Here is a 22,810-nt window from a genome sequence, read left to right on the forward strand (position 1 = left end):
AGCTACGAGACGTATCGTCTCGCTGAGCTGTCCATGAAGCATGCGGCGAGACGATACGTCTTGTCAAGACGGTTCGTCTCGTCTCTGCACGCTGCTAGATTCGGACCATGTCATCCACCACGGCGAAGCACCCCGACGTCTCGCGTCGTAGCGAGCGCTCCCGCAAGGCGATCCTTCAGGCCAGCATGGAACTGGTCGGCGAGGTCGGATACCCCAAGCTGACCATCGAGGCCATCGCGGCGCGGGCCGGTGTCGGCAAGCAGACGATCTACCGCTGGTGGCCCTCGAAGGCGGCCGTGCTGCTCGACGCCTTCACCGAGGTCGTGCACGACCAGGACTACGACAGCGGCTTCCCCGACACGGGTGACATCGAGGCCGACCTCAAGACGGTGCTGAGGGCCACCGCCGACGAGTTCTCCGACACCGCCTTCGAGGCCCCCTACCGCGCGCTGGCCGTCGCCGCCGCCACCGATCCGAAGCTGGCCGACCAGTTCGTCACGCGGCTCAGGGAGCCGGGTCTGAAGGTGTACACCGAGCGGCTGCGCTCAGGCCAGGAGGCCGGGCAGATCGACCCCGAGCTGGATCTGGACCTCGCCGTCGAGCTGCTGCTCGGCCCTTTCCAGCAGCGCTGGCTCAGCCGTTCGGGCCCGCTGACCCACGAGTTCACCGACCGGCTGGTCGAGCTCGTCCTGCGGGCCCTCGCACCACGCGACGGCAAGCCCTGATCGCCGTGCGACGGCGCGCGCCGGGGCGGCGTCGCCGCCCGTCCGTCCCCCTCCCGTGTCTACGGCTCGGCCCCGGTGAGGGCCAGGCTGCCCGGCCGGTCGGTGACGATGCCGTCGCAGCCCAGCTTCAGCATCCGGTCGCGGGTCTTCCGGGTGTTGACCGTGTGCGACCACACATAGGTGATGCCGGACTCCACGGCCTTGCGTACGTGCCGCGCCGAGGCCCGGTGGTCGACGCTGAGCATCGTCACAAAGTCCTGCCACTCCTTCGGCTGGTCGTGGGCCAGCTGGCGTGCCGAGCGCCATACGGCCGTCAGCAGGCCCATCTTGTGGGCCTTTTCCGCCACCTGGGGGTCGTTGGACTCCACCATGACCGAGCGGGTCAGATGCCGTTCCCGGATGAGCCGGGCGAGCCGGGACAGTCCCTCGGAGTCCTTCAGCTCCAGCATCAGCAGCGTGTCGCCGCCGAAGCGGTCGAGGATCTCCCGCGCTGCCGGAGGGCGCTCGCGCCGCCAGTGGCCCGGCAGGCTGCGCTTGGGGACGATCCGCACCTTCTGCCAGTCCTTCCAGTCCAGCGCGCTGACCTTGCCGTGCTTGTCGGTGGTGCGGTCGAGTGTGGCGTCGTGCATCGCCACCAGGGTGCCGTCGCGCAGTTGGCGGATGTCGGCGTCCAGAACCCGGGCGTACCCGCGCTGCTGAGTCGCGATCATCCCCTGCATGCTGTTCTCGGGGACTTCCAGGGCACCGCCCCGGTGTGCGGTGAAGGTGGTGCCGGTGAGCCGGGCGCCTCGGGGTACGACCTCGCTCGGGGCCTCCGGTGCGGCGACCGACGGGCCGGTGCGCCCGACCGGTGCGGCCGGTGTGGCCGGAGCTGTGGCGAGGGTCAGGGCGATCAACGGGACCATCGGGACAAAAACCGCCTTTGTGACCATGGTCCCAAGCTAGGGGTGACCGGGACGATACGCCGGGTGGGGCGTCCGGCCGGGTGGCCCTCAGGGGTGACGCGCCCGACCCCGCGTACCGGAGCGGCCGCGGGGGAGCGCAGGATAGAGGAGAGACATCCGTGATCCGTGGATTCCACCTCAGCGTGCCGTACGGCTGCGTACCCTCGGAGTTCATGGTTCTCGGTCGCGGAGTGAGGCGGTAGATGGAACGCGAGAGCAGGATCGCCCAATGGCTGCGCCGCCGGGCCGAGCGCGCAGCCGAGCGCGCCGAGCGAACGGCGGCCGCGCGGCCCGATGCCCGGGACGGGACGACGGGGACGGCTCCCGGCCGCAGGTCGCGTGAGGGTTCGGCCCGCTCGGGTGTACGGCGCTGGGGCGGGCGGGGCGGCCAGCCGGCCGCCGAGGCCGCGGAAGCGGCCAGGGACCGCGAGACCCTCCTGCTCACGGCCGCCGAGGCCGGGTTCCCGCTGGCCCCCGCCGCCCACCCGTCCGGGTACGGCTGTTCCTGTGTACGGATCGGCTGTCCCACCCCCGGCAGGCACCCCGTCTCCTTCGCCTGGCAGACCCAGGCCACCGCCGACCGCGCCCAGATCGAGCGCTGGCTGCGTGCCGAGCCGGACGCGAACTTCATCACCGCCACAGGCCGTGCCCACGACGTACTGGACGTCCCCGCCGAGGCGGGGTACGCGGCGCTCGCCCGGCTGGAGGAGCGGGAGGGCGCTGCCGAGCCCGGTGCCGAGGCGGTGCTGGGGCCCGTCGCGCTGCTGGGCGAGGACCGGATGCTCTTCTTCACCAAGACCCGGGGGACCCCCGAGGACGAGGACGAGTGGTGGCCCTGCGAGTTGGACAGCCACCCCGAGACGATGGAAGAGCACCCCGGTCTGCGGTGGCACTGCCGGGGCAGCTATGTGCTGCTGCCGCCGTCGCGGCTGCCCGACGACGGACAGGGGGTCCGCTGGCTGCGGTCCCCCGAGCCGGGGAGGGGGCTCCCCGAGCCCCTCGTCCTGCTGGAGACGCTCACCGACGCGTGCGCGGAGTACGCCTTGACGGCGGACGGCCGCGAGGAGGCCGCGCCCTGGCCTGTGCGGTGACGCTGCGCTCGCTGGGGCGGTGATGCCGGGGAGAGGCTGCCCCCTGGTGCTTGACGCAGGCTGCCGGTTGTGGGTGGCTGGTCGCGCCCACGCGGCGGAGCCGCCAATCAGACCCTGCCCCGCGCCCCTGAGGGGGCGCGTCCTCTGACGGGGCGCCGGCTAGCTGCCCTGGGCCGCGGTCAGGCCCTCGATGCGGCTCAGGAAGGTGACCTTGCCCTTCTTGCCCCTGGCCGGGACGGTCACGACCTGTTCCGAGACCCGTTTGAAGGTCACCGAATGCTTCGGTGTGCCCGACATCAGCGCCTTGACCAGCGGGTCCTTGATCTGCGGCTGGTAGCCCTTGGGCAGCGTCTGCTTGTGGTGGTGGTGCGAGGCGAAGAACACCAGCGCACCGCCGTCCTTGGTGCGCAGCCCGAACGGCGCGTACTGCGGCGGCTGTGCGGGCTGGTCAGCGAACTCGTTGCGCACGCTGGTGCGCTTCATCGCCTTCTCGCGCTGCTCGCGCACCTTGCTCGTGTGCGGGCCGGGGGCGAAGTCCTCTCCGGCGCCCTCCTGCAGGTAGCGGGCGTAGCGCTTGCTCAGCTGGTCCGGCGACACGGTCAGCCCGGAGCCGCCGCCCACCGGCACGGCCTTGACATGGCCGTGCTCGTCGCGCGCGAACCGGGGGATCTCGCCGGGATCGACGACCGAGAGGTAGGAGGCCGTCCACGGCCCGTCGGCCCGGTCCCGCTGGAAGACGAACAGCCAGCGGCCCTGACCCTTGCGGTTGCTCTTGGAGTCGGTGACGAAGAACTTGGGCCAGCCGGCCTGTTCGGGGATCAGATAGCGGGTGTCGGTCAGCTCCAGCGGCCGGTAGTCGGGGTTGCCCTTGGGGCGGACCTCTTTACGGGACTTGAGGCCCGCCTGGTCGATGGCGCCGAGGGCGCCCGACTCGATGGTGGCGTTGAGCTCGGCGTCGTAGGCGGTGTTGGCCTGGTTGTTCTTCTTCACGAAGGTCCCCAGGACCTTGGCGGCCTCCGCCTTGCTCAACGCGGGAACGACGGCGCTCTCGCCGTGCACGGTGACACAGCCCGTGAGCGAGGCGAGCAGCGCCCCGGCCGTCACGGCCGCTGCGAACGGTATACGCGGGGGCTTGCCAGCCCTCAACCCCTTCACCTGTTCCACCCTCCCGGTGCTGTCGGCGAAGGCACCCTACCGCGCGCGGTCTGGCGCGCCGCGTGGTGCCTGGCACAGTATGCGCGGCGGGGGACCAAGGGGACGATCAAGGGGGGCACATGGCTCAGGCTGCCGAACGGCACCCGGAACCCGCGGCATTCGGCACGGCGCTGCGCCGCCTGCGGGAGGCCCAGAAGACGGCCAAGGGCGTCTCGCTCTACTCGCGATACGTCAACCGGCCGCTGGGCCGCGTCCTGGCGGCGGCCGCCCACCGCGCCGGGCTCACCCCGAACCAGGTGACGCTGCTGAGCGCGGCGTGCAGCTTCGCGGGCGTCGCGGCGGTCGCGCTGGTGCGGCCGTCCTGGACGCTGGGGTGGTGCGTCTGGGCCGCGCTCGTCGTCGGGTTCGCGCTGGACTCCGCCGACGGACAGCTGGCGCGGCTGCGGGGCGGTGGCAGCCCGGCGGGGGAGTGGCTGGACCACGTCGTGGACTGCGCCAAGATCACCGGGCTGCACGCGGCCGTCCTGATCTCCTTCCACCGGTTCGCGGACCTGCCCGGCGAGGGCTGGCTGCTGCTGCCGCTGGGCTTCCAGCTCGTGGCCGTGCTGATCTTCTTCGGCGGGCTGCTGACCGACAAGCTGCGCCCCGCGCGGCCCGGCGGGGGAGCGCATGACCGGCCCCCCTCACGGCTGCGCGCGGTGGCGCTGCTCCCCGTCGACCACGGCGTCTTCTGCGCCGTCTTCCTGCTGCTCGGCGCCCCCGGGCTGTTCCGCGCCTGCTACGCGGCACTGTTCGCCTGCTACGCGCTGTTCCTCGCCGCGTTCGCGGTCAAGTGGTTCCGGGAACTGTCGGCCGCGCCTCAGTGCTGACCGGTCTCCTGCGCGAGGGCGGAGCCGGCGGCGGGCCCGGCGAGGGCGTCGAGCGCGCGCCGCAGCTGAGTGCTGGACGTATGGACGGTGTACGGGAAGTAGACGACCTCTACGCCGACGGTACGGAAATCCGCCTCCAGCTTTTCGCCCTTGGGCGTACCGCGCCAGTCGTCACCCTTGAACAGCACGTCGAACCTGACCTGCTGCCAGGTCTCCAGCTTGTCCGGCACCGTCTCCACGAACGCCGCGTCCACGAAGCGGATGCTGCGTACGATCTGCAGCCGCTCGACGAGCGGAATCACCGGTGGACGGCCCTTGGCGCGCTCGGCCATCTCGTCCGAGACCACGCCCGCCACCAGGTAGTCGCACCGGGAGCGGGCGTGCCGCAGCAGGTTCAGATGGCCGACGTGGAACAGGTCGTAGGCACCGGGCGCGTAGCCGACGGTGTGGGTCATGCGAAGTCCCCCCTGGGCGCGTGCCGTTGGATGTACCGCGGCCCTCCCCGGCCGTCGTACATCGCTGCATGCAACCACAACCCGCAAGAAACAGGGACAGGTTGGCGAAAGCGCGCACGACAGGCGTTACGCTGCCCGAGGGGAAGAACTGTGGGGGGATTCATGGTGAACGGCGATGCCGTGCCCGCGAACGGCACCGCGACCGGACAACGGCGCGAACGGGGCCCCGGACGCCGGGTGCTTCTCGTATCGACCAACTACGCGCCGGAGCAGGCGGGGATAGGACCCTACGCCGCGCAGCTCGCCGAGCACTGGGCCGCACAACCTGGCTGGGACGTCCACGTCCTGGCGGGTATGCCGCACTACCCCGCCTGGCGTACGGCCCCCGACTACCGGGGCGTCTGGCGGGCGACCGAGCTGCGCGAAGGGGTGCGGGTACACCGCCGCAGACACACCGTCCCGCCGCGGCAGACCGCCGGGCGCCGGGCGCTGTACGAGGCGTCCATCCTCGCCCACGGCCTGCTCGCGCCGCCCCGTCTCGGCGGGCGGCCGCACGCCGTCGTCGCCCAGCTGCCCAGCCTCGCGGGGGCGCTCCTGGGAGCCCGCCTGGCGCGCGGTGCCGGGGTGCCGTTCATACCTGTCGTACAGGACCTGATGGGCGCGGCGGCGGCCCAGAGCGGCATCCGGGGCGGTGACCGTGCCGCGGCGCCGGCCCGCTGTGTGGAGCGCCGGGTGCTGGCCGCCGCCACCCTCGTCGGCGTCATCCACGAGAGCTTCACCGACCGCGTCGCGGCGCTCGGCGTACCCCGCTCGCGCATCCGCACCGTCCCCAACTGGACGCATATCGCGGACCCTTCCCGCCCGCGCGCCGAGACCCGCGCCCGGCTCGGCTGGCGCGAGGACGAGACCGTCGTCCTGCACTCCGGCAACATGGGCCTCAAACAGGGCCTGGAGGTGCTGATCGAGACCGCCCGGCTGCTCGACGGCCGACGCGGAAGCACCGCCGGTGAAGCCGGGGAAGCCGGTGAACAGGGCGCTCGGGCGCCCGGCGGAGCGGCGCCGAAGCGGTTACGCGTCGTCCTGATGGGCGACGGCAACCAGCGCCCGCACCTGGCCCGCCTGGCCGCACCCCTGCCCGGGGTCGAAGTGCTGCCGCCCGCCGCCGACGCCGACTTCCCCGAAGTGCTCGCCGCTGCCGACGTGCTGGCCGTCACCCAGCGCGCCTCCGTGCTGGACATGAGCGTCCCCTCCAAACTCACCTCCTACTTCGCCGCCGGGCGCCCGGTCGTCGCCTCCGTCGCCGCGGGCGGCGGCACAGCGGGCGAGGTGCGCCGCTCCGGCGCCGGAGTCCTGGTGCCGCCCGAGGACCCCGCGGCGCTCGCCGCAGCGCTCCGTGACCTGGCCGCCGACCCGGCCCGCGCCGCCGCGCTCGGCGCTGCGGGCCGCGCCTACGCCACCGGCCACCTCGGCCGTACAGCGGCACTGGCGAGGCTGACGGCCCTGCTGGAGGAGGCCCTCACCCTGGCCCCCGCACCCGGACGCCGCCCCGCCGGACTCCGCGCGCAACGCGCACGCGGCAGGCGCGGACCGCTGCCCGGCGCGGCCGAGGGCGCCGCCCGGCACCAGGGCGGCACCGCATGAGCGGCACCTCCACCCCGGCCGGTGAGGCGCGGGTGGCCGCCGCCTCCGTCCCCGTCCACGACGAACCCGATCTGCTGCGCGACCAGTTCCGCCAGCTGTTGCGCTACCGCTGGCTGATCGCGCTCGGCATCGTCCTCGGTGTGCTCGGCGGCGGCTGGCTCGGCCTGCGCGGCGCCGACTCCTACACCGCAACCACCGAGGTCACCGTCCGGCCGCTGCCCATCGACAGCAGCGGCGAGAAGACGGCACCCGGCGAGACCAGCATGGGCTCCGAGCGGCGCACCGCGCTCAGCAGCGTCGTCGCCGCACGCGCCGCACGCACCCTGCGCTCCGAAGCGCGCCCCCAGCGGCTCGCTGCCGACCTCCAGGTCACCAACCCGCCCGACACCCGGATGCTGCGCTTCGCCTACACGGCACCCAGCCCCCAGGCCGCGGCCCGCGGAGCCAACGCCTTCGCCACGGCCTACCTCGCCAACCGCGAGAAGGATGCCGCCACCCGCGTCAGGAGCATGGTCTCCTCCTACGAGAAACAGCGCGCCCCGCTGGTCAAGGAGCGCGACCGGCTCGCCAAGGAGATCGCTTCCTCCGGCAAGGAAGGCGCCCTCGACGGCACGCTGTCCGCGCACTCCTCCGTCGTCAACCGCATCGCCGAGATCAACGGCAGCATCAGCGACCTGCGCGCCGAGGACACCACCCCGGGCCGGGTCGTCACCAAGGCCACCCCGCCCGCCTCGCCCTCCGGGCCCGCGCTGCCGATGATGCTCGGCCTCGGCGCGGCCGTCGGCATCGGCCTCGGCCTCCTCGCGGCCTGGGTACGGCTCGTCTTCGACCCCGCCGTACGCACCCCCGGCGACGTCGTACGGGCCCTGCACGCGCCCGTGCTGGGTACGCTGCCGCGCGGCCGTACCCGCGCGCGCCCGCGCTCCCTGCTCGCCGCGGGCCGGCTCGCCGAGGAGTACCGCTCCGTCGCCTTCCGGCTCGCCTACGACGAGACGTTCGCACGGCGCCGCCGGGTTCTCGTCGTCCCGCCGCGCGGCAGCATCGCCACGGCGCTGGCCGCTTCCGTCAACCTGGCCGCTTCCTTCGCCGAGATGGGCAAGGACGTGCTGCTGCTGGAGGCCGACCTGCGCACGCCCTCCCTCACCGAACGCCTCAGGCAGGCAGACGGAGTCCAGCCCGCGGGGTGGGCCCGCGCCCCCGGTCACGGCACCATCGGCTGGCCCACCGGACACCGGGTGCCCATCGACGCGGGCGAGTCCGGCGTCTTCGACCTGGTGCCTGGACACCGCGTCAGCAAGGTGCCGCGCGCGCTCACCTCCTCCGCCGTCACCCAGCTGATCGGACACGCCGACGAACGGGACTCGGTACTGATCGTGCTCGCGCCGGCCGTGCTGTCGTACGCCGACGCCATAGCGCTCATCGACCGGGTCGACTGCGCGCTGCTCGTCTGCGACCCGCGCGAGGTGCGCAGGGACGACCTGGCGAGGGTGCGGGAGTTGGTCGTCGGCGCGGGGGGCCGCGTGCTCGGGGCGCTGCTCCATGCGGAGGGTGCCTCGGGCGAGCCCCGGCGCCGGGGAGCCTCTTCGGGGCCTCCGGCCCCACCCGATCGCGGGTCCCCCGCGCGGGAGGGTGCCGCCCTGCGCGTCATGGTCCGGTGAGGGGCCAGTCCCTGTTTCGGGAGGGGTGCCCCTGCCGGCCGTCGCGGGCTGCGGGTCCGTTGTGGCTTGTCGCGCAGTTCCCCGCGCCCCTGAATGGCTACCTCTTGCGCTTGGGCAGTCTGCGCCCTGGGGGTACCTCCCGGACGAAGTCTGGGGGAGCAGGGTGGGCAAGCGCAGCCCCCATGCCGCGTACGCAGGACAGGAGGGACCCGCCATGTCGCGGCGGCTGAGAAACGGTACGGCCCTCATATGTTCCGTTGCCGATCAAGGGGTGGCGGCGGGGACGAACATCGCTGTCGTGATCGTCGCCGCGCGACGATCGGACGTGCACGCGTTCGCCACCTTCTCCCTCGTCTACACGGTCTTCACCGTCCTCCTCGGCCTCACCGCCGCCTACGTGGGCCAGGCCCTCGTCCTGGAGAAGGGCGAACCCGCAGCCGTGGCCCGGGCCTGCCGTTCGGCCGTGGCGTTCACCGCGCTGGCGGCGACCACGCTGGGCGTCCCGGCCGCGCTCGTACTGGGCGCGGCCGGCGGCGCAACGGCCACCGCACTGGCCGCCCTCGCGCTGGTGCTGCCGCTCGCGTTGACGCAGGAGACCACCCGCTACGCCTTCTCCACCCTCCACCGCCCCCAGTACGCCCTGGCCGCGGACCTGGTGCGGCTGGCGGCCGTACTGCCCGCACTCGCCCTCCAGCCGCACGGCGCCGGCGCGGCCCGGCTGCTGCTGGCATGGGGCCTGTCCACGCTGCCGGCGCTCGCACTGGCGCTGTGGCTGCTGCTGCGGCACACCCGTGGCGCGGGCCAGGACCCGCGCCACTGTCTGCGCCGGGACCACCTGGGCCGCAGGTTCGCCGTGGAGTTCGGCGTCGGCAACGCGGGCAGCCAACTGGCCATCATCGGCCTCGGACTGCTCGCCAACCCGCTGGCGGTGGGCGCGCTGCGCGGCGCCACCACGCTCTTCGGGCCGATGAACGTGCTGTTCAACGCGGCCACCGGGTTCGGGCCTCCGCTGCTCGACCGGGCCGGCGGCGCGCGTCACGCCGCCCGCGCGGCCGGGACCGCCGGGGGAGTGCTGGCCGTGCTGGCCGCCGCCTGGGCCACCGTGCTGGCGCTGCTGCCGGACAGCGCCGGGCGCGCCCTGCTCGGCGACACCTGGGCCTCGGCGGCCCGGCTGCTGCCCGCCACCGGCAGCCAGTACGCGGCCATGGCGCTGGGCACCTGCGGGCTGCTGGCCCTGCGGGTGCTGAAGCCGCGGACGACGTTGCCGATCCAGCTCGTCTTCTCCCTCGCCGCCGTGGGGTGTCTGTTGGGCGGTTACGCGCTGGGTGGTGTGCTCGGCGCGGCGTGGGGGCTGTGTCTGGGCTCGGCGGCGAAGGGCGCTGCCAGTTGGTTGCGTACGGCCCGGCTCCTGGACGCCCCGTCAGGGGCGCGGGGAACCGCGCGAACAGCCACGGTTCCCCCGCGGTCTGCGGACGGCGGACAGGGGCACCCTCCTTCTCAGCGCTCCACGCGGGGCAAGCCCTGAGGTGAGGGGGAGGTTCGGCGGAACGTCGTCACAAAGCTGACGCACAGCACCGCGATGGCCACCCGTCCCATGCCCTGCAGCAAAGACCCCCGCAGCAGGATGAAGCTGTAACCGGCGACGAGCGGCACGGCCACAGCGGCCACGCTGCCTGGCCCCCACCGGCCGGGACCGGCGCGGGACTCCTCCGCCGTACGCCGCGCGTACCGGCGGTCCGCGCGTGCGGCGCCGTATCCGACGGCGGCGAAGCCCAGCGCCATGCCCAGCGGGCCGAAGTCCAACCACAGTTCGGCCCACAGGGGCGAGGAGAGGTTGGGGTAGGGCATGCCCATCCACTCGCCCACCCGGGTGCCGGGGTCGTGGGGTTTGCCGGTCCAGACCGTGCGGGGCACGAAGAACAGTGCGGTGCCCGTCAGTTGGCGCCCATAGCTGTGTCCCTCGCCGGAGCCGACGAAGGTGACGGTGTTGGCGAGCATGCCGGTCTGGTCGTAGTCCTTCATCGTCAGCGGTTCCAGCAGGGAGCCCGTGGACTGCCGGGGCCGGTCGGCGCCCTCCTCGTAGCGGAACCGGTCGGCGAACGGGAAGACCACCAGGGCCACCGCGACGCCCGTCGCAAGCGCTGCCCGGTACATCACCGGGCTGCGGGGGAACGCGGTGAACAGCAGCGAGAACAGCACCGTGAGAAACCAGTAGCGGGGGTTGGAGACGGGGTTGTTGACGACGACGTTGAGCCCCAGCATCGCCAGCCACAGCACCGGAACCAGCGGCCGGCGCCGCGCCGCGCGGGAGACCACCAGCCAGCGGGTGAGGAACAGCAGCGCCAGCAGCGCGGGTACGGTGCCGAAGCCGCGCAGGAACGCCGACCCGGCCTGCGAACCGGCCTCCGCTCCCGCCGCGCCCGCGAGCGTCTCGCTGATCTCCTGCCGGTTGCTGAAGAAGACGCCGGGGCCGCCGAGTTGGGCCATCAGCACGCCACTGCCCACCGCTGCCAGGACGCACAGCACATACAGCCGCCGCGGGTGCACGGTCGCGGGCCGCCGGTTGCGCTCGTGCATCCGGCTGCGCAGCGGCGGCCGGTGCCGGGCCAGCAGTGCACCCACGTCGAACGCGACGATGCCCGCCAGGACCAGCGCCGAGGCCAGCACGGTGTCCGAGCGTGGGCCGACCACCGGGGTGGGTGTGCTGTCCAGCACGGTCTGCGCCAGCGGCGCTATGCCCATGGCGATGTAGCAGAACAGCCAGAAGGCGCCCTGGATGAGGCGGCGCCGCGCGGTCAGCACCATGGCCGAGAGGCGGGTTCCGGAGTAGGCGCAGGTCGCCAACTGGAGCCAGTAGGCGGCGTCGTGGGGGCCCGGTCCCGGCTGGGTGGCCACCGTCACCGGGAGTACGGCGACCAGGGCCGCCACCAACGGGATGGCCAGCGCGCGGGAGAGTACGGCGCGCGGCGCGGTGGCGTGGAGGTGGTGCGGTGCCGGGGCGCGGGTGTCCGGATGAATGCTGGTGTTCATCGCCCCTCGTAAAACGGTGAAAGAGTGGGACAGGAGATGATAAAAGGGTTAATGTCAGCCGGAGTATCCACCGAGGGGGCTCCATTGAAGGCGCTGCACATCGTCACGCTGCACACGCCCACCCACGACTTCGGCGGTCCCACCAGGGTCGCCCTCAATCTGTGCCGGGGCCTGCGGGCACAGGGCGACCAGGCGGTGCTGGTGGCGTTGGGTGACGGCTTCCAGGAGAAGCGACTGCCCCGCAGCGTCGACGGCGTCCCGGCCCGGCTCTTCCAGGCCCGCCACGTGCTGCCGCGTTTCGAGGTCAGCGGCATCACCTCACCGGCGCTGCTCGCGGCGGCGCCCCGCATGCTGCGCTCGGCGGACGTCGTCCATGTCCATCTCATGCGGGACCTGGTCACCCTCCCCGTCGCGATGCTGGCAGCGCGGATGGGCCGCCCCCTCGTACTCCAGACGCACGGCATGATCGACCCGACGCAGAACCGGGTGGCACAGGCCGTGGACGTGCTGGGCCTGCGCAGGGTGCTGAAGAAGGCCGACGCCGTGCTCCACCTCACCCCGCGCGAGCGGGAGCTGACCGAGGCGGTGGTGGCCCCCGAACCGATGGGCCCGGCGTACCGGCTGGTGAACGGGGTAACGCCGCAGCCGATGCGCGCGCCCGGCGACGGCAGGCCCCCGACGGTGCTGTACTGCGCCCGTGTGCAGGAGGGCAAGCGCCCGCAGGACTTCGTCGGGGCGATACCCACGGTGCTGGAGAAGTACCCCGACGCGCGGTTCGTGCTCGCCGGCCCCGACACCGGCGCGCTGGCCGGCGACATGCTGGCGCTGGCCGGATCACTGGGGGTCGGACACGCGCTGGAGTACATCGGGGCGCTCGACCACGCCGGTGTGCTGGAGCGGCTGCGCTCCTGCGACGTATATGTGCTGCCGTCCATCAAGGACGCCTTCTCCGTCTCCGTGCTGGAGGCACTGTCGGTGGGACTGCCCGTCGTCGTCACCCGCACCAGCGGGCTGGCTCCCGATGTGGCAGCGGCCGGTGCCGGTCGGCTGGTGGACAGCGCGCCGGACGACCCGGACAACGCGGTCCGGATCGGCCGCGCTGTGCTGGAACTGCTGGACCCGGCGGCCAACGCCGCCGCCTCGCGGGCCGCCTGGCGGCTGGCGCGGGACAGCTTCACGCTCGACGCGGTGATCGGCAGCCTGCGGGAGACCTATGCGACGGTGCTGCGGGACCGCTTCACCGCCGGGCCGGTCCGCCCGACGCCGACTCGCGTGCCTTGAGCCCGATCTGCCAGCGGTAGAAGCTCATCGCCAGCGCGTAGTCGAGCCCGGCGCGGCCGTCGAGGAAGCCCCTCTTCCAGCCGTAGGCGTAGGCGAAGGAGACCAGCGGTTTGAGCGGGGCGCGGTGGAAGAGACGGCCCTGCCGGGTCTTGGCCTGCCGGATCTGCTCCCGTACGGCCGGATGCCGTTCCAGCCACGCCTCCCAGTCCGAGTAGCGGTTGTGCCGCTCGAACCAGGTGCGCACCGGGTCCAGGTCCTGGTGCTCGATGGGGGAGCGCAGTCTGACCACCGGGTCGGCCAGTGGCTGGTAGTGGCCCTCCTGCTCGCCCATGCCGGGCGCCGCCAGATCGTCGGGTTCGGGGAAGCGGCAGCGCGTGCGGTCCAGCAGCACCCGCTTGACGATGGTGTACCCGTGCCGCAGCCTGCGCCCCGCGAACCAGTAGCCGAGCGGGACGTCGAAGGCGGCGGGGCGCACGGCGTGTCCTGGCGGCGGGTCGAAGATGTGCCGCATCTCCGCCAGCAGTTCGGGGCCGGGCCGCTCGTCGCCGTCGAGGAAGAAGACCCAGTCGAGCTCGGGGTGGACGTTCTCCAGGCACCACTGCTTCTTCTTCGGATACCGTCCGTCCCAGGTGTAGGGCAGCACTTCGGCGCCCTCGGCCTTGGCGAGCGCGCGGGTGTCGTCCGTGCTGTCCGAGTCGACCACGACGACGTGTGCGAAGTGGCCGATCACGGACCGCACGGTCGTGGCGATGTTCTCGGCCTCGTTCTTCGTCGGTATCGCGACGACGACGGGCAGCTTCTCCACGGGGGTTCTCTCCTGGCTTCCGGTGCTTCCGATGGGTGGTGTCACTTCTTGCCCGCCGCCTTCAGCAGCGGCTCGAACTCCGGGCACAGGTGCTCGACCGCGGGCTCGGCGTTGTCGATCTCGCCCGCCTTCAGCGCGCTGATCGCGTCCTTCCGGCTCGCCTTCGCCGTCGTCCGCAGCCGCGCACAGGCGGTGCGGCCCGCCTCCAGCACGGCGGCGGGCTCCAGTCCCTCGGGCACCCGGCCGACGAGGTACTTCTTCTCCTTCTTGGTGAACGAGCCGGTGGCAGGGGTGAGCGAAGCGCGCGGAACCACCGGCGTGGTCTCGCCCTTCGGCTTCTTCGGCTTCCGCTCCCTGCCGTCCTCGCCGGGAGGCGGCTCCTTGTCCTGGGCCGCGGGGGAACTCGCGGTGGGACGCCCGCCGTTGTCGCGTTCCTTCGCCTTCGCGGGCTCGTCCCCGCCCGCGCCGCAGCCGGCCGTCAGCGCCAGGGTGGCCGCCGCCAGGGCGGCCACCGAGACTCCCGCGGCCTTACGGACGCTCACGGCTTCCTGAAGGTCAGCGTGAGCTTGGGGCCGGTGCCCCCGGACTCGCGCGCCAGCAGCCACAGGCTGTCGCTGCCGGTGCTGGTGAGCGCCACATCGAAGCTGCCGCCCGCCGCGTCGCCGACCGCGCTCTTGCTGAGCGGGATGTCATAGGCCGTGTTGCGCTCCGGCGCGCCGTTCAACGTGCCCAGTGCCGTCGACCCGAGGGAGGGCCGGCTCGCGTAGGTCACCGAGGACTCCGACCACGATCCGCTGACGGGCCTCACGCTGATCGTGTCCGAAGTCGCCGCATAGCTGTCGTTGCTGGTGGTGACGGTGAGCCGGGCGCTGTCCAGCACCATGCCGCTGGGCGCCGAGGGAACGGTGAAGCGCACATAGCTCTCGTACGGCGAGGAGCCGCGCACGGCCAGTTGCTGATGGGTGCCGTAGGTGGAGCCGGTCGAAGCCCCGTTCACATAAGCGTCGGCGGTCGCCTCCCGCTCCACCGTCGTCTCCGTCGGCGTACCCGGGGTGCGTACCGTCGCGCCCTCGGAACGGGCGCTGGTGTTGGCGTCGTCCGCGTCGCTCGCGGTGATCCGGTAGGTGTAGTCCGTGCCCGGCTTCACGGTGGTGTCGGTGAAGCCGACCGTGGGCCGGTCCCAGAAGGTGGAGTTGGCCCGCACGGTCCCCACCGGCTCGGAGCCGCCGTTGCGGTAGACGCGGTAGGTGAGCGTGCGGTCGTCCAGATCGGTGCCGGCCGGCCAGGTCACCCGGACACCCGAGGTGACGTTGGACGCGTTCACCCCGCTGGGAACGGTCGGGTCCCGGGTGTCGGGCCCATTGGCGAAGCGCACCAGCCCCTGCTGCGGCCGGTTGCCGTTGCTGGTGATCCGGGAGAACGCGCCGCCCACCCACATGTAGTCGGTGCCACCGCGGGAGGAGACCACCATCACGCGCGGCCCCACCTGCTCCACGTTCAACGGCCCGTCATCGGTGTCGGGGAACCAGGACAGCAGCGGAGTGGGGTCGTTCACCGACTCGGCCAGCAGATGCTGGCGCTCGTACAGCTCACCGAACTGACCCATGCTGGCGCAGTTGTGCGCGTGCGAGCTGCTGTAGAGCACATTCTTGTAGACGGTCACATCCTGGGTGGCCCCCAGACAGGTGTCCCGCCAGCGCTGGGAGAAGTCGCTCAGGTTCAGCGCGATCCGCCCGTCGAACACCCCGCCGCCGGTCCCCTCGTTGGCGGTGTAGATCCCGGTCTCGTCCACGTACAGGCCCTTGACCACGGAGTTGCGGGGCACGAAGGTGCTCCCGTAAGCCCGCTTGATCGCTCCGGAGGACGCCTCGACCACGGCCAGCGCACGTGACGACGTACCGCGTACGCGGGTGAAGTCCCCGCCGAGCACCACGCTCTTCCCGTCCGGGGTGACCTCCACGGCGCGCCCGGTCAGATCCGCGTCCGCCTTCCAGGAGCGCAGCTGGCCGCTGGTGCTCAGCGCCGCGAACTTGCTGCGGCTCTGGCCTTCCACCGAGGTGAAGTCACCGCCCAGGTAGACGGTGTCGTCGGTGGCCGCCAGCGCGTGCACGGTCGAGGAGACCGACACATTGAAGTCCGGCTTCACTTTGCACGTCGCGATGTCGATGGCGGCGACGCGGCTGACGTGGGTGCCGTTGACGGCGGCGAAGTTGCCGCCCGCGTAGAGGGTCTTGCCGTCAGGGGAGACCGTCAGCGCCCGGACGGTCGCGGCGCCGCTGCCCACCGTGAAGTTGAGCCGGCAGTCGGTCGGTGCGCCCGTCGCGGCGTCGAACGCCGCGAAATTGACCGCCTGCTGTTCGCCGGTGCCGGGGTCGGCACCGGGCGGACGAATCGCGGAGAACGTGCCGCCCGCGAAGACGACTCCGTCGGACTGGGCCATCGCCCAGACGACACCGTTCGTCTGCCATGTCGGTAAGTCGTCGGCCGTCATGGCGACCGGAGCGGTGAGGGCCTTCGCCCTGGGGACACCGCCTTGGGTGAGGGCGGGGCCGACGAGGGCGGTGGCGGTCAGCGCGGTTACCGCTGTCGCGGCTGCCATGACTTGTCGCGGGCTCTTTCTGCGTTTCATGTGCTGTCCCCAGGGTTTGGTACTGCGTCTGTTCTTTCCGGTGAGGGGGTGGCCCTGCCTGCCTGTTGCGTTGCGGACTGCGGGAGCGTTGTGGTTGGTCGCGCAGTTCCCCGCGCCCCTGATGGGGCGCTCTCCCTGCGAAGCTTGGGCAGTCTGCTCCCCCGGACTCCGTCCGGGAGGTACCCCCAGGGCGCAGGGTGGGCAAGCGCAGCCCCCAAGCGGGGTACGGGTTGTCAGCCGCGATCAACGCGGACCGCCTCGCCCGAGAGCTCCGCGTCCAGCGCGGAGATGTCGGCCTCGACCATGATCCGCGCCAGTTCGTGCCACATCACGCGCGGCTTCCAGCCCAGCCGGGCCTCCGCCTTCGCCGCGTCACCGATCAGCGCGTCGACCTCGGCGGGCCGCTCGTACTTGGGGTCGAACCGCACATGCTCCCGCCAGTCGAGCCCGCCGGCCCGGAACGCCTCGTGCAGGAACTCGCGCACCGTCGTGGCGACCCCGGTCGCGACGACGTAGTCGTCGGGCTCGTCGGCCTGCAGCATCAGCCACATCGCCTCGACGTACTCGGGCGCGTAGCCCCAGTCGCGTACGGCCTCCAGGTTGCCCAGGTACAGGTGGCGCTGCAGTCCGGCGCGGATGCGGGCGACGGCCCGGGTGATCTTCCGGGTCACAAAGGTCTCACCGCGCCGCGGCGACTCGTGGTTGAAGAGGATGCCGTTCACCGCGAACAGGTCGTAAGCCTCACGGTAGTTGACCGCCGACCAGTAGCTGAACACCTTGGCGCAGCCGTAGGGGCTGCGCGGGTGGAACGGCGTCGCCTCGTGCTGCGGGGGCGGCGCCGCGCCGAACATCTCCGAGGACGACGCCTGGTAGATGCGGGTGTCGATGCCGCTGGCCCGGATGGCCTCCAGTAACCGTATGGTGCCCATCCCGGTCACGTCCCCGGTGTAGAGGGGGGAGTCGAAGGAGACCCGCACATGGGACTGGGCGCCGAGGTTGTAGACCTCGTCGGGGCGCAGGTCGCGCAGCAGGTTGACGAGGGCGACGCCGTCGCTGAGATCCGCGTGGTGGAGGACGAGGGAGCGGCCCTCGTCGTGCGGGTCCTGGTACAGGTGGTCTATCCGGCCGGTGTTGAAGGACGAGGAACGGCGTAGCAGCCCGTGCACCGTGTAGCCCTTCCCGAGCAGGAGTTCGGTCAGATACGACCCGTCCTGGCCCGTGATCCCGGTGATCAGTGCGCTCTTGGCCATGTGCCGCCGTCCTGGTGGTGATCGAGGGTGGTCATCGTGACGTTCTTTTTGTCGGCTACCTCCCCTAATGGGAGGTGCTGCTGGCAGAATCCCGCAGCATGACGCCGAAGCCGCACACAGCCGGGCCCGAGCCCGCCCCCGCCGCCGACCGCACCCTGCTGCCGCCCGGAGCACGGGTCTTCGTCGCCGGCCACCGCGGGCTGGTGGGCTCGGCCGTGGCGCGCCGGCTGACCGCGGAGGGGTATCAGGTGCTGACCCGGGACCGCACGGCGCTCGACCTGCGCGACGCGGAGCGCACCGCCGGCTGGCTGCGGGAGGTGCGGCCGGACGCGGTGGTGCTGGCCGCTGCCAAGGTCGGCGGCATCATGGCGAACAAGACGCAGCCCGTGCCGTTCCTGGAGGACAATCTCCGCATCCAGCTCAGCGTCATAGCCGGCGCGTACGCGGCGGGCGTGCCCCGGCTGCTGTTTCTGGGCTCGTCGTGCATCTACCCCAAGCACGCGCCGCAGCCGATCACCGAAGACGCGCTGCTCACCGGTGCCCTGGAGCCGACGAACGAGCCGTACGCGCTGGCGAAGATCGCGGGCATCACCCAGATCCGCGCGTACCGCGAGCAGTACGGCGCCTCCTACATCTCCGCCATGCCCACCAATCTCTACGGCCCCCGCGACAACTTCGACCTGGAGACCTCGCACGTCCTGCCCGCGCTCGTCCGCCGCTTCCATGAGGCCAAGCAGGACGACGCGGAGCGAGTCGTGCTGTGGGGGAGCGGTACCCCGCGCCGCGAGTTCCTGCACGTCGACGATCTGGCACGGGCGTGCGTGCTGTTGCTGCGCGCGTACGACGATTCCGCGCCGGTCAACGTGGGCTGCGGCGAGGACCTGACGATCGCCGAGCTCGCCGCAACGGTGCGGGAGGTCGTCGGTTACGGCGGGCGTATCGAGTGGGACACCAGCCGCCCGGACGGCACCCCGCGCAAACTGCTGGACGTCTCGCGGCTGTCGAAGCTGGGCTTCCACACGGAGATCCCCCTGCGGGAGGGCATCCGCTCGACGTACGAGTGGTGGCTGACGTCGTCGTAAGGGGCGCCCCGAAAGGGCGCGGGGAGCTGCGCGCTCGGCCTCCGCACACCCGCAGCCCGCGACGCGCCCGAAGGGGCCGTCCCTCCCGGGCGACAGGCGGCACCTCGCACCCGCCGCACCCATCAGTACGCCCCCCGGCCGTCGACGACAGCCCGCACCGTGCGGGCCAGCAGGTCCAGATCCATGGTCAGGGACCAGTTGTCCGCGTAGCGCAGGTCGAGGGCCAGGCTCTCGTCCCATGACAGGTCCGAGCGCCCGCTGACCTGCCACGGCCCGGTCAGCCCCGGCTTGACCAGCAGCCGCCGCAGCGCCGCGGAGCCGTACGCTGTGACCTCTTCGGGCAGCGGGGGCCGCGGTCCCACCAGCGACATCTCGCCGCGCACCACGTTGACCAACTGCGGCAGCTCGTCGAGGGAGGTGCGGCGCAGTACGCGCCCCACCCGGGTGATCCGCGGGTCGGCCCGCATCTTGAACAGCGGGCCGTCCACCTCGTTCGCGGCGGCGAGCTGGGGCCGCAGCCGGTCGGCGTCCACGGCCATGGAGCGGAACTTCCACATGGTGAAGGGTGTCCCGCGGTGGCCTATGCGGGTCTGCCGGTAGAGCGCGGGCCCGGCCGAGTCGAGCCGTATCACCAGCGCGATGATCCCGAACAGCGGTGCGAGCAGGAGCAGTCCCAGCGCGGCGCCCGCCCGGTCGAGCAGCGATTTGAGAACGAGCTGCGGGCCGCGCCGTACCGGCGGGTCCACATGGAGCAGATGCAGCCCGGCGGCGGTGGACGGGCGGACCCGGCGCAGTGCGACCTCGGCCAGCCCGGAGGCGATCACCAGTGGCAGCCCCGCGTCGTGCACGGCCCAGGTCAGCGCGCGCAGCCGCTCCCCGCACAGCAGCGAGCCGGGGGCCACCAGTACGGTGTCGGCGCCGTGCTGTCGCGCCGCCGCCACGACGGCGGTGCCGTCCGCGCCACCGCTCTCCGGTCCCAGCGGCGCTGCGTCGAGCCGCCCGGCCCCCGGGACTCCGCTGCTGTTGGCCGTCGGGCCGACCGCGACGGCACCGATGACGACGTACGGATGGTCGGTACGGCTGGCCAGTTGCTCCACGACCCCGTCGACGGCGGTGCCCTCGCCGACGACCAGCGCCCGCCGTACGGCGTGGGCCTCGCGGCGCTGTCCCGCCAGATGGCGGTAGGTCAGCGACCGGCAGGACGCGGTGAGCAGCGGCGCCGGAGCGAGCGCCAGCAGCGCGAGGGCGGGCGGCGAGTTCTCGCCTGTCAGAACCCGGACGACGGCCAGCATCCCGAGAAGCGTCAGCCAGTCCCGCAGGGTGTTGAGCACCCCGCGCGTCTCACCGAGCCAGCGCTGCCCGTACCGCTGGTGTACGACCATGATCCCTGACCACGCCAGGGTGGCCGTCACGGTGGCAGCGGCGGCGTGCGGCTGCCCGGCCCGGTGGTAGAAGAACGCCACCGGAAGTGCGACGCCGAGAATGTCCACGGCCAGCGCCACGGGCCGGTACCAGCCGGACTTGTCCTTGTCGGCAGGCCGGTGCCAGCCGGACGTGTCCTTGTCGGCGGGGCGCGTGCCGGACCGTCCCGGCACCTCACCCCTGTTGCCTCTCCCCGTTGCCGGCTCGGCCGGCCTCCCCACCTCGGACACGAACGCAGAGTCGCGCCGCATGAACCCCCCCAGGTACGCGGAACCCCCACGGCGCACCGATCCCGCCCCCTTTGTGGGGATGCGCCGACTTCCCAGACCTTAAGTCATATGAGCACTCTGCGTGCCCAAGTGTTCACTTCCGCATGAGAAGTGCGGAGAGTGTGGTGGGGGTTGTCGGGCAGTGCGCGTATATTCCGGGTGATTCGCCGCGCAGCATCCCCACCGGAGAACGGTGCCGTCCCCGTCCGGGCCGCCGCCCTGCGCGGGCTCCCTGCGCGTGCTTCCTGCGCGGGCTTGACCTTGACGCAGACGGCAGGGTTCGAGGATGCGGGCATGAACGAGAACATCACCCCGCCCCAGCCCCGTACCGTCGTCGTCACCGGTGCCGGAACCGGGATCGGCCGTGCCACCGCGCGGGCCTTCGCGGCACGCGGAGCGCATGTGCTCGCCGTCGGCCGGCGCGCGGCGCCGCTGGAGGAGACCGCAGCCCGGCCGGGGCCCGGCACCATCACCCCGTACCCGGCCGATGTCACCGAAGAGGACGCACCCGAGCGCATCGTGGTTGCCGCGCTGGAGGCGACCGGACGGCTCGACGTCCTCGTCAACAACGCCGGCGTGGTCGGCGGCGAAACCCTGGGCGACTACACCCGGGCGGGGATCGAGGCCCAGCTCGCCACCAACCTGACCGCTCCCGTCCTGCTGACCCAGGCCGCGCTCACGGCCTTGCAGGAGGCCCCGGCGGGCGGCGTGGTCGTCAACGTCTCCACCTCCGTCGGCCGGCGTGCCTGGCCGGGCAACTCCCTCTACGCCGCGAGCAAGACGGCCCTCGAACTCCTCACCAGGAGCTGGGCAGTGGAGCTCGCGCCGCACGGGGTGCGGGTGGCCGCCGTCGCACCGGGTGCCGTGGACACTCCCATCGGGGAGCACCGCGGACTCACCCCCGAGCAGCTCCGGTCGGTCCGCGATTGGCAGATCGCCCACACCCCGCTCGGCCGCGTCGGCAGGCCCGAGGAGGTGGCCTGGGCCATCGTCCAGCTGGCCGCGCCCGAGGCGTCGTTCGTCACCGGCGCCGTGCTGCCGGTGGACGGCGGCGCGGTGGTGGCGTGAGGGGCTCCGTGCCCGCGGTGAGGTCCGCACGGACCGTGCGGACCGTTGTCGTGGTATCACTCCCTCCGGGAGGTGGTGGCAGCATGCAGATCGGGGAGCTGGCACGGCGTACGGGGACGACGGCGCGGGCGCTGAGGCACTACGAGCAGGCCGGGCTGCTCACCTCCGAGCGGGCGCCCAACGGATACCGCGTCTACGACGCGGGCGCCGAGGTGCGGGTCCGCAACATCCGCTACCTCCTCGACGCCGGGCTGACCCTGGAGGACGTCGGCTTCTTCGCCCCCTGTCTGGACGGCGACATGACCACCGTCCAGCCCTCGCCCGAGGGCCTGCGCATCGCGGAGGAGCGGCTCGCCGTCCTGGAGGCGCGGATCGCGGCCCAGACCGAGCTCCGCGACCGGCTGCGGCACGCCCTGCGGGGAGCGACGGTGCGGACCGTCGCCTGAGGGCACCGCTCAGGCCGGGGGAACCGGAGCCAGCCCGTAGCCGCCGTCGGCTCGGACGTGGATGTGGCCGGCGGTGGGCGGCGGGAAGTGCGTGCCCAGCACCAGCGTCCCGGTGTCGGCGAGCGAGGCGAACAGGCTGCGCCGGGTGGCCTCCGACTGCCCGGGGTCGATGTCGACGCAGCTGCCGATGCCGGGCTCGGGCAGCTGGACCGGGTGGTGGACGCAGTCGCCCGTGATCAGCGCCCGGTAGCCGCGGCTGGTCAGCTCGACCGCGAGGTGACCCGGGGTGTGCCCGGGGGTGGGGAGCAGGCGCAGGCCGTCGGCGACCTGACGGCCCTCGGCCGGGAGGTGGACGAGGTCGAGCAGTCCGGCGCCTTCGACCGGGTGGACGGAGTCGCGGAACATCTGCGCCCGTGCCTCGTCCATGGCGTACCCGGCCCAGAACTCCCGCTCGGTCCGTGAGGTCAGATAGCGGGCGTTGGGGAAGGTGGGGACCCAGCCGTCGGCTGTCGCGCGGGTGTTCCAGCCGACGTGGTCGGTGTGCAGATGGGTGAGGATCACCAGGTCGACCGACTCCGGGGGGAATCCGGCCGCTGTCAGGCGCTCCAGGTAGTCGGTGCGCAGGTCGTGCCAGGCGGGGTTCGCCCGCGGCTTGCCGTTGCCGATGCCGGTGTCGACGACGACCCGCAGTCCGCCGGCCGAGAACGCGAAGCTGTGGCTGGCCAGCCGGAGTGTGCCGTCCTGGTCGGCGAAGTCGGGCCGCAGCCAGCCGTGCCGGGCGACGACGTCGGCTGTGGCACCGGGCAGCAGCCAACGCCCCGTCGGCGCCGGCAGGGACACCTCGTCCACGCGGTGGACCGTGAGGTCTCCCACGGTCCAGGAGGGGGCTACTTCCGGAGAGCTAAAGCTAACGGTTTGCATTAAGTCACCGTAGCTCTTACGGTGCAGCTAACGCAAAAGAATAGCTTTTGCCCTACCGGAGAGAGTGCT

At 72.4% G+C, this 22,810-nt stretch carries 20 protein-coding genes; 10 read left to right on the forward strand and 10 right to left on the reverse strand.

Annotated features, from left to right (window positions below):
* Positions 1-107 precede the first annotated feature (107 nt).
* The gene (locus JW592_RS03645; RefSeq protein WP_209263371.1) at positions 108-725 is read left to right on the forward strand and encodes a TetR/AcrR family transcriptional regulator; all 618 of its coding nucleotides are present in this window, start codon (positions 108-110) and stop codon (positions 723-725) included.
* Between the two features lie 59 nt (positions 726-784).
* On the opposite strand, the gene JW592_RS03650 is transcribed toward JW592_RS03645, so the two are convergent.
* Positions 785-1,657 (reverse strand): glycerophosphodiester phosphodiesterase, encoded by an 873-nt coding sequence (locus JW592_RS03650; protein ID WP_229375096.1) that lies wholly within the window; start codon positions 1,655-1,657, stop codon positions 785-787.
* Between the two features lie 215 nt (positions 1,658-1,872).
* Between JW592_RS03650 and JW592_RS03655 the strand changes: the two genes are divergently transcribed.
* Positions 1,873-2,760, forward strand: coding sequence for a bifunctional DNA primase/polymerase (locus JW592_RS03655; RefSeq protein ID WP_229375097.1), 888 nt, complete (start codon positions 1,873-1,875; stop codon positions 2,758-2,760).
* Positions 2,761-2,919: 159 nt separating this feature from the next.
* On the opposite strand, the gene JW592_RS03660 is transcribed toward JW592_RS03655, so the two are convergent.
* Positions 2,920-3,906, reverse strand: a complete 987-nt coding sequence (locus JW592_RS03660; RefSeq protein ID WP_229375098.1) for an SCO2278 family lipoprotein — start codon at positions 3,904-3,906, stop codon at positions 2,920-2,922.
* A 128-nt stretch (positions 3,907-4,034) separates the two neighbouring features.
* On the opposite strand from JW592_RS03660, the gene JW592_RS03665 reads away from it, so the two are divergent.
* Positions 4,035-4,784, forward strand: coding sequence for a CDP-alcohol phosphatidyltransferase family protein (locus tag JW592_RS03665; protein ID WP_209263372.1), 750 nt, complete (start codon positions 4,035-4,037; stop codon positions 4,782-4,784).
* On the opposite strand, the gene JW592_RS03670 is transcribed toward JW592_RS03665, so the two are convergent.
* On the reverse strand, positions 4,775-5,239 hold the full coding sequence (locus tag JW592_RS03670; protein WP_209263373.1) for an FAD synthase family protein: 465 nt from the start codon (positions 5,237-5,239) through the stop codon (positions 4,775-4,777). The genes JW592_RS03665 and JW592_RS03670 overlap by 10 nt on opposite strands.
* Positions 5,240-5,401: 162 nt before the next feature.
* Here JW592_RS03670 and JW592_RS03675 point away from each other — a divergent pair, with 162 nt between their 5' ends.
* The 3 genes from JW592_RS03675 (at position 5,402) to JW592_RS03685 (ending at position 10,063) form a co-directional block, all read left to right on the forward strand.
* Positions 5,402-6,880: a glycosyltransferase family 4 protein gene (locus JW592_RS03675; protein ID WP_209263374.1), complete on the forward strand. Its 1,479-nt coding sequence runs from the start codon at positions 5,402-5,404 to the stop codon at positions 6,878-6,880.
* Positions 6,877-8,538 carry a lipopolysaccharide biosynthesis protein gene (locus JW592_RS03680; protein WP_209263375.1) on the forward strand — a complete coding sequence of 554 codons (1,662 nt, stop codon included), beginning with the start codon at positions 6,877-6,879 and terminating at the stop codon, positions 8,536-8,538. Before JW592_RS03675 ends, JW592_RS03680 begins: the two co-directional genes overlap by 4 nt.
* 226 nt (positions 8,539-8,764) lie before the next feature.
* Complete coding sequence (locus JW592_RS03685; protein ID WP_229375165.1) at positions 8,765-10,063, forward strand: MATE family efflux transporter; 1,299 nt, start codon at positions 8,765-8,767, stop codon at positions 10,061-10,063.
* On the opposite strand, the gene JW592_RS03690 is transcribed toward JW592_RS03685, so the two are convergent.
* Complete coding sequence (locus JW592_RS03690; RefSeq protein WP_209263376.1) at positions 10,036-11,568, reverse strand: O-antigen polymerase; 1,533 nt, start codon at positions 11,566-11,568, stop codon at positions 10,036-10,038. The genes JW592_RS03685 and JW592_RS03690 overlap by 28 nt on opposite strands.
* Before the next feature lie 84 nt (positions 11,569-11,652).
* Between JW592_RS03690 and JW592_RS03695 the strand changes: the two genes are divergently transcribed.
* The gene (locus tag JW592_RS03695; protein WP_209263490.1) at positions 11,653-12,849 is read left to right on the forward strand and encodes a glycosyltransferase; all 1,197 of its coding nucleotides are present in this window, start codon (positions 11,653-11,655) and stop codon (positions 12,847-12,849) included.
* On the opposite strand, the gene JW592_RS03700 is transcribed toward JW592_RS03695, so the two are convergent.
* The 4 genes from JW592_RS03700 to gmd form a co-directional block, all read right to left on the reverse strand.
* Positions 12,806-13,654, reverse strand: coding sequence for a glycosyltransferase family 2 protein (locus JW592_RS03700; protein WP_209263377.1), 849 nt, complete (start codon positions 13,652-13,654; stop codon positions 12,806-12,808). The genes JW592_RS03695 and JW592_RS03700 overlap by 44 nt on opposite strands.
* Before the next feature lie 41 nt (positions 13,655-13,695).
* Positions 13,696-14,196, reverse strand: a complete 501-nt coding sequence (locus JW592_RS03705; protein ID WP_209263378.1) for a hypothetical protein — start codon at positions 14,194-14,196, stop codon at positions 13,696-13,698.
* Complete coding sequence (locus JW592_RS03710) at positions 14,193-16,283, reverse strand: CBM96 family carbohydrate-binding protein (protein ID WP_209263379.1); 2,091 nt, start codon at positions 16,281-16,283, stop codon at positions 14,193-14,195. The genes JW592_RS03705 and JW592_RS03710 overlap by 4 nt, the downstream gene beginning before the upstream one ends.
* Positions 16,284-16,516: 233 nt before the next feature.
* Positions 16,517-17,533, reverse strand: a complete 1,017-nt coding sequence (gmd, locus tag JW592_RS03715) for a GDP-mannose 4,6-dehydratase (protein WP_209263380.1) — start codon at positions 17,531-17,533, stop codon at positions 16,517-16,519.
* Positions 17,534-17,631: 98 nt separating this feature from the next.
* Here gmd and JW592_RS03720 point away from each other — a divergent pair, with 98 nt between their 5' ends.
* Entirely contained in the window at positions 17,632-18,615 is a 984-nt protein-coding gene (locus JW592_RS03720; RefSeq protein WP_209263381.1) for a GDP-L-fucose synthase family protein, read from the forward strand.
* Positions 18,616-18,737: 122 nt separating this feature from the next.
* Here JW592_RS03720 and JW592_RS03725 read toward each other — a convergent pair whose 3' ends face one another.
* The gene (locus JW592_RS03725; protein WP_209263382.1) at positions 18,738-20,288 is read right to left on the reverse strand and encodes a sugar transferase; all 1,551 of its coding nucleotides are present in this window, start codon (positions 20,286-20,288) and stop codon (positions 18,738-18,740) included.
* 312 nt (positions 20,289-20,600) lie between these two features.
* Here JW592_RS03725 and JW592_RS03730 point away from each other — a divergent pair, with 312 nt between their 5' ends.
* Together JW592_RS03730 and JW592_RS03735 are read left to right on the forward strand one after the other, a co-directional pair.
* On the forward strand, positions 20,601-21,374 hold the full coding sequence (locus JW592_RS03730) for an SDR family NAD(P)-dependent oxidoreductase (protein ID WP_209263383.1): 774 nt from the start codon (positions 20,601-20,603) through the stop codon (positions 21,372-21,374).
* Positions 21,375-21,457: 83 nt separating this feature from the next.
* Positions 21,458-21,820 (forward strand): MerR family transcriptional regulator, encoded by a 363-nt coding sequence (locus JW592_RS03735; RefSeq protein WP_209263384.1) that lies wholly within the window; start codon positions 21,458-21,460, stop codon positions 21,818-21,820.
* A gap of 9 nt (positions 21,821-21,829) precedes the next feature.
* On the opposite strand, the gene JW592_RS03740 is transcribed toward JW592_RS03735, so the two are convergent.
* Positions 21,830-22,741, reverse strand: coding sequence for an MBL fold metallo-hydrolase (locus JW592_RS03740; protein ID WP_209263385.1), 912 nt, complete (start codon positions 22,739-22,741; stop codon positions 21,830-21,832).
* Positions 22,742-22,810 lie beyond the last annotated feature (69 nt).

It is taken from the genome of Streptomyces spirodelae, from assembly GCF_017676385.1.
In the GTDB taxonomy this organism is placed as follows: Bacteria; Actinomycetota; Actinomycetes; order Streptomycetales; family Streptomycetaceae; genus Streptomyces; species Streptomyces spirodelae.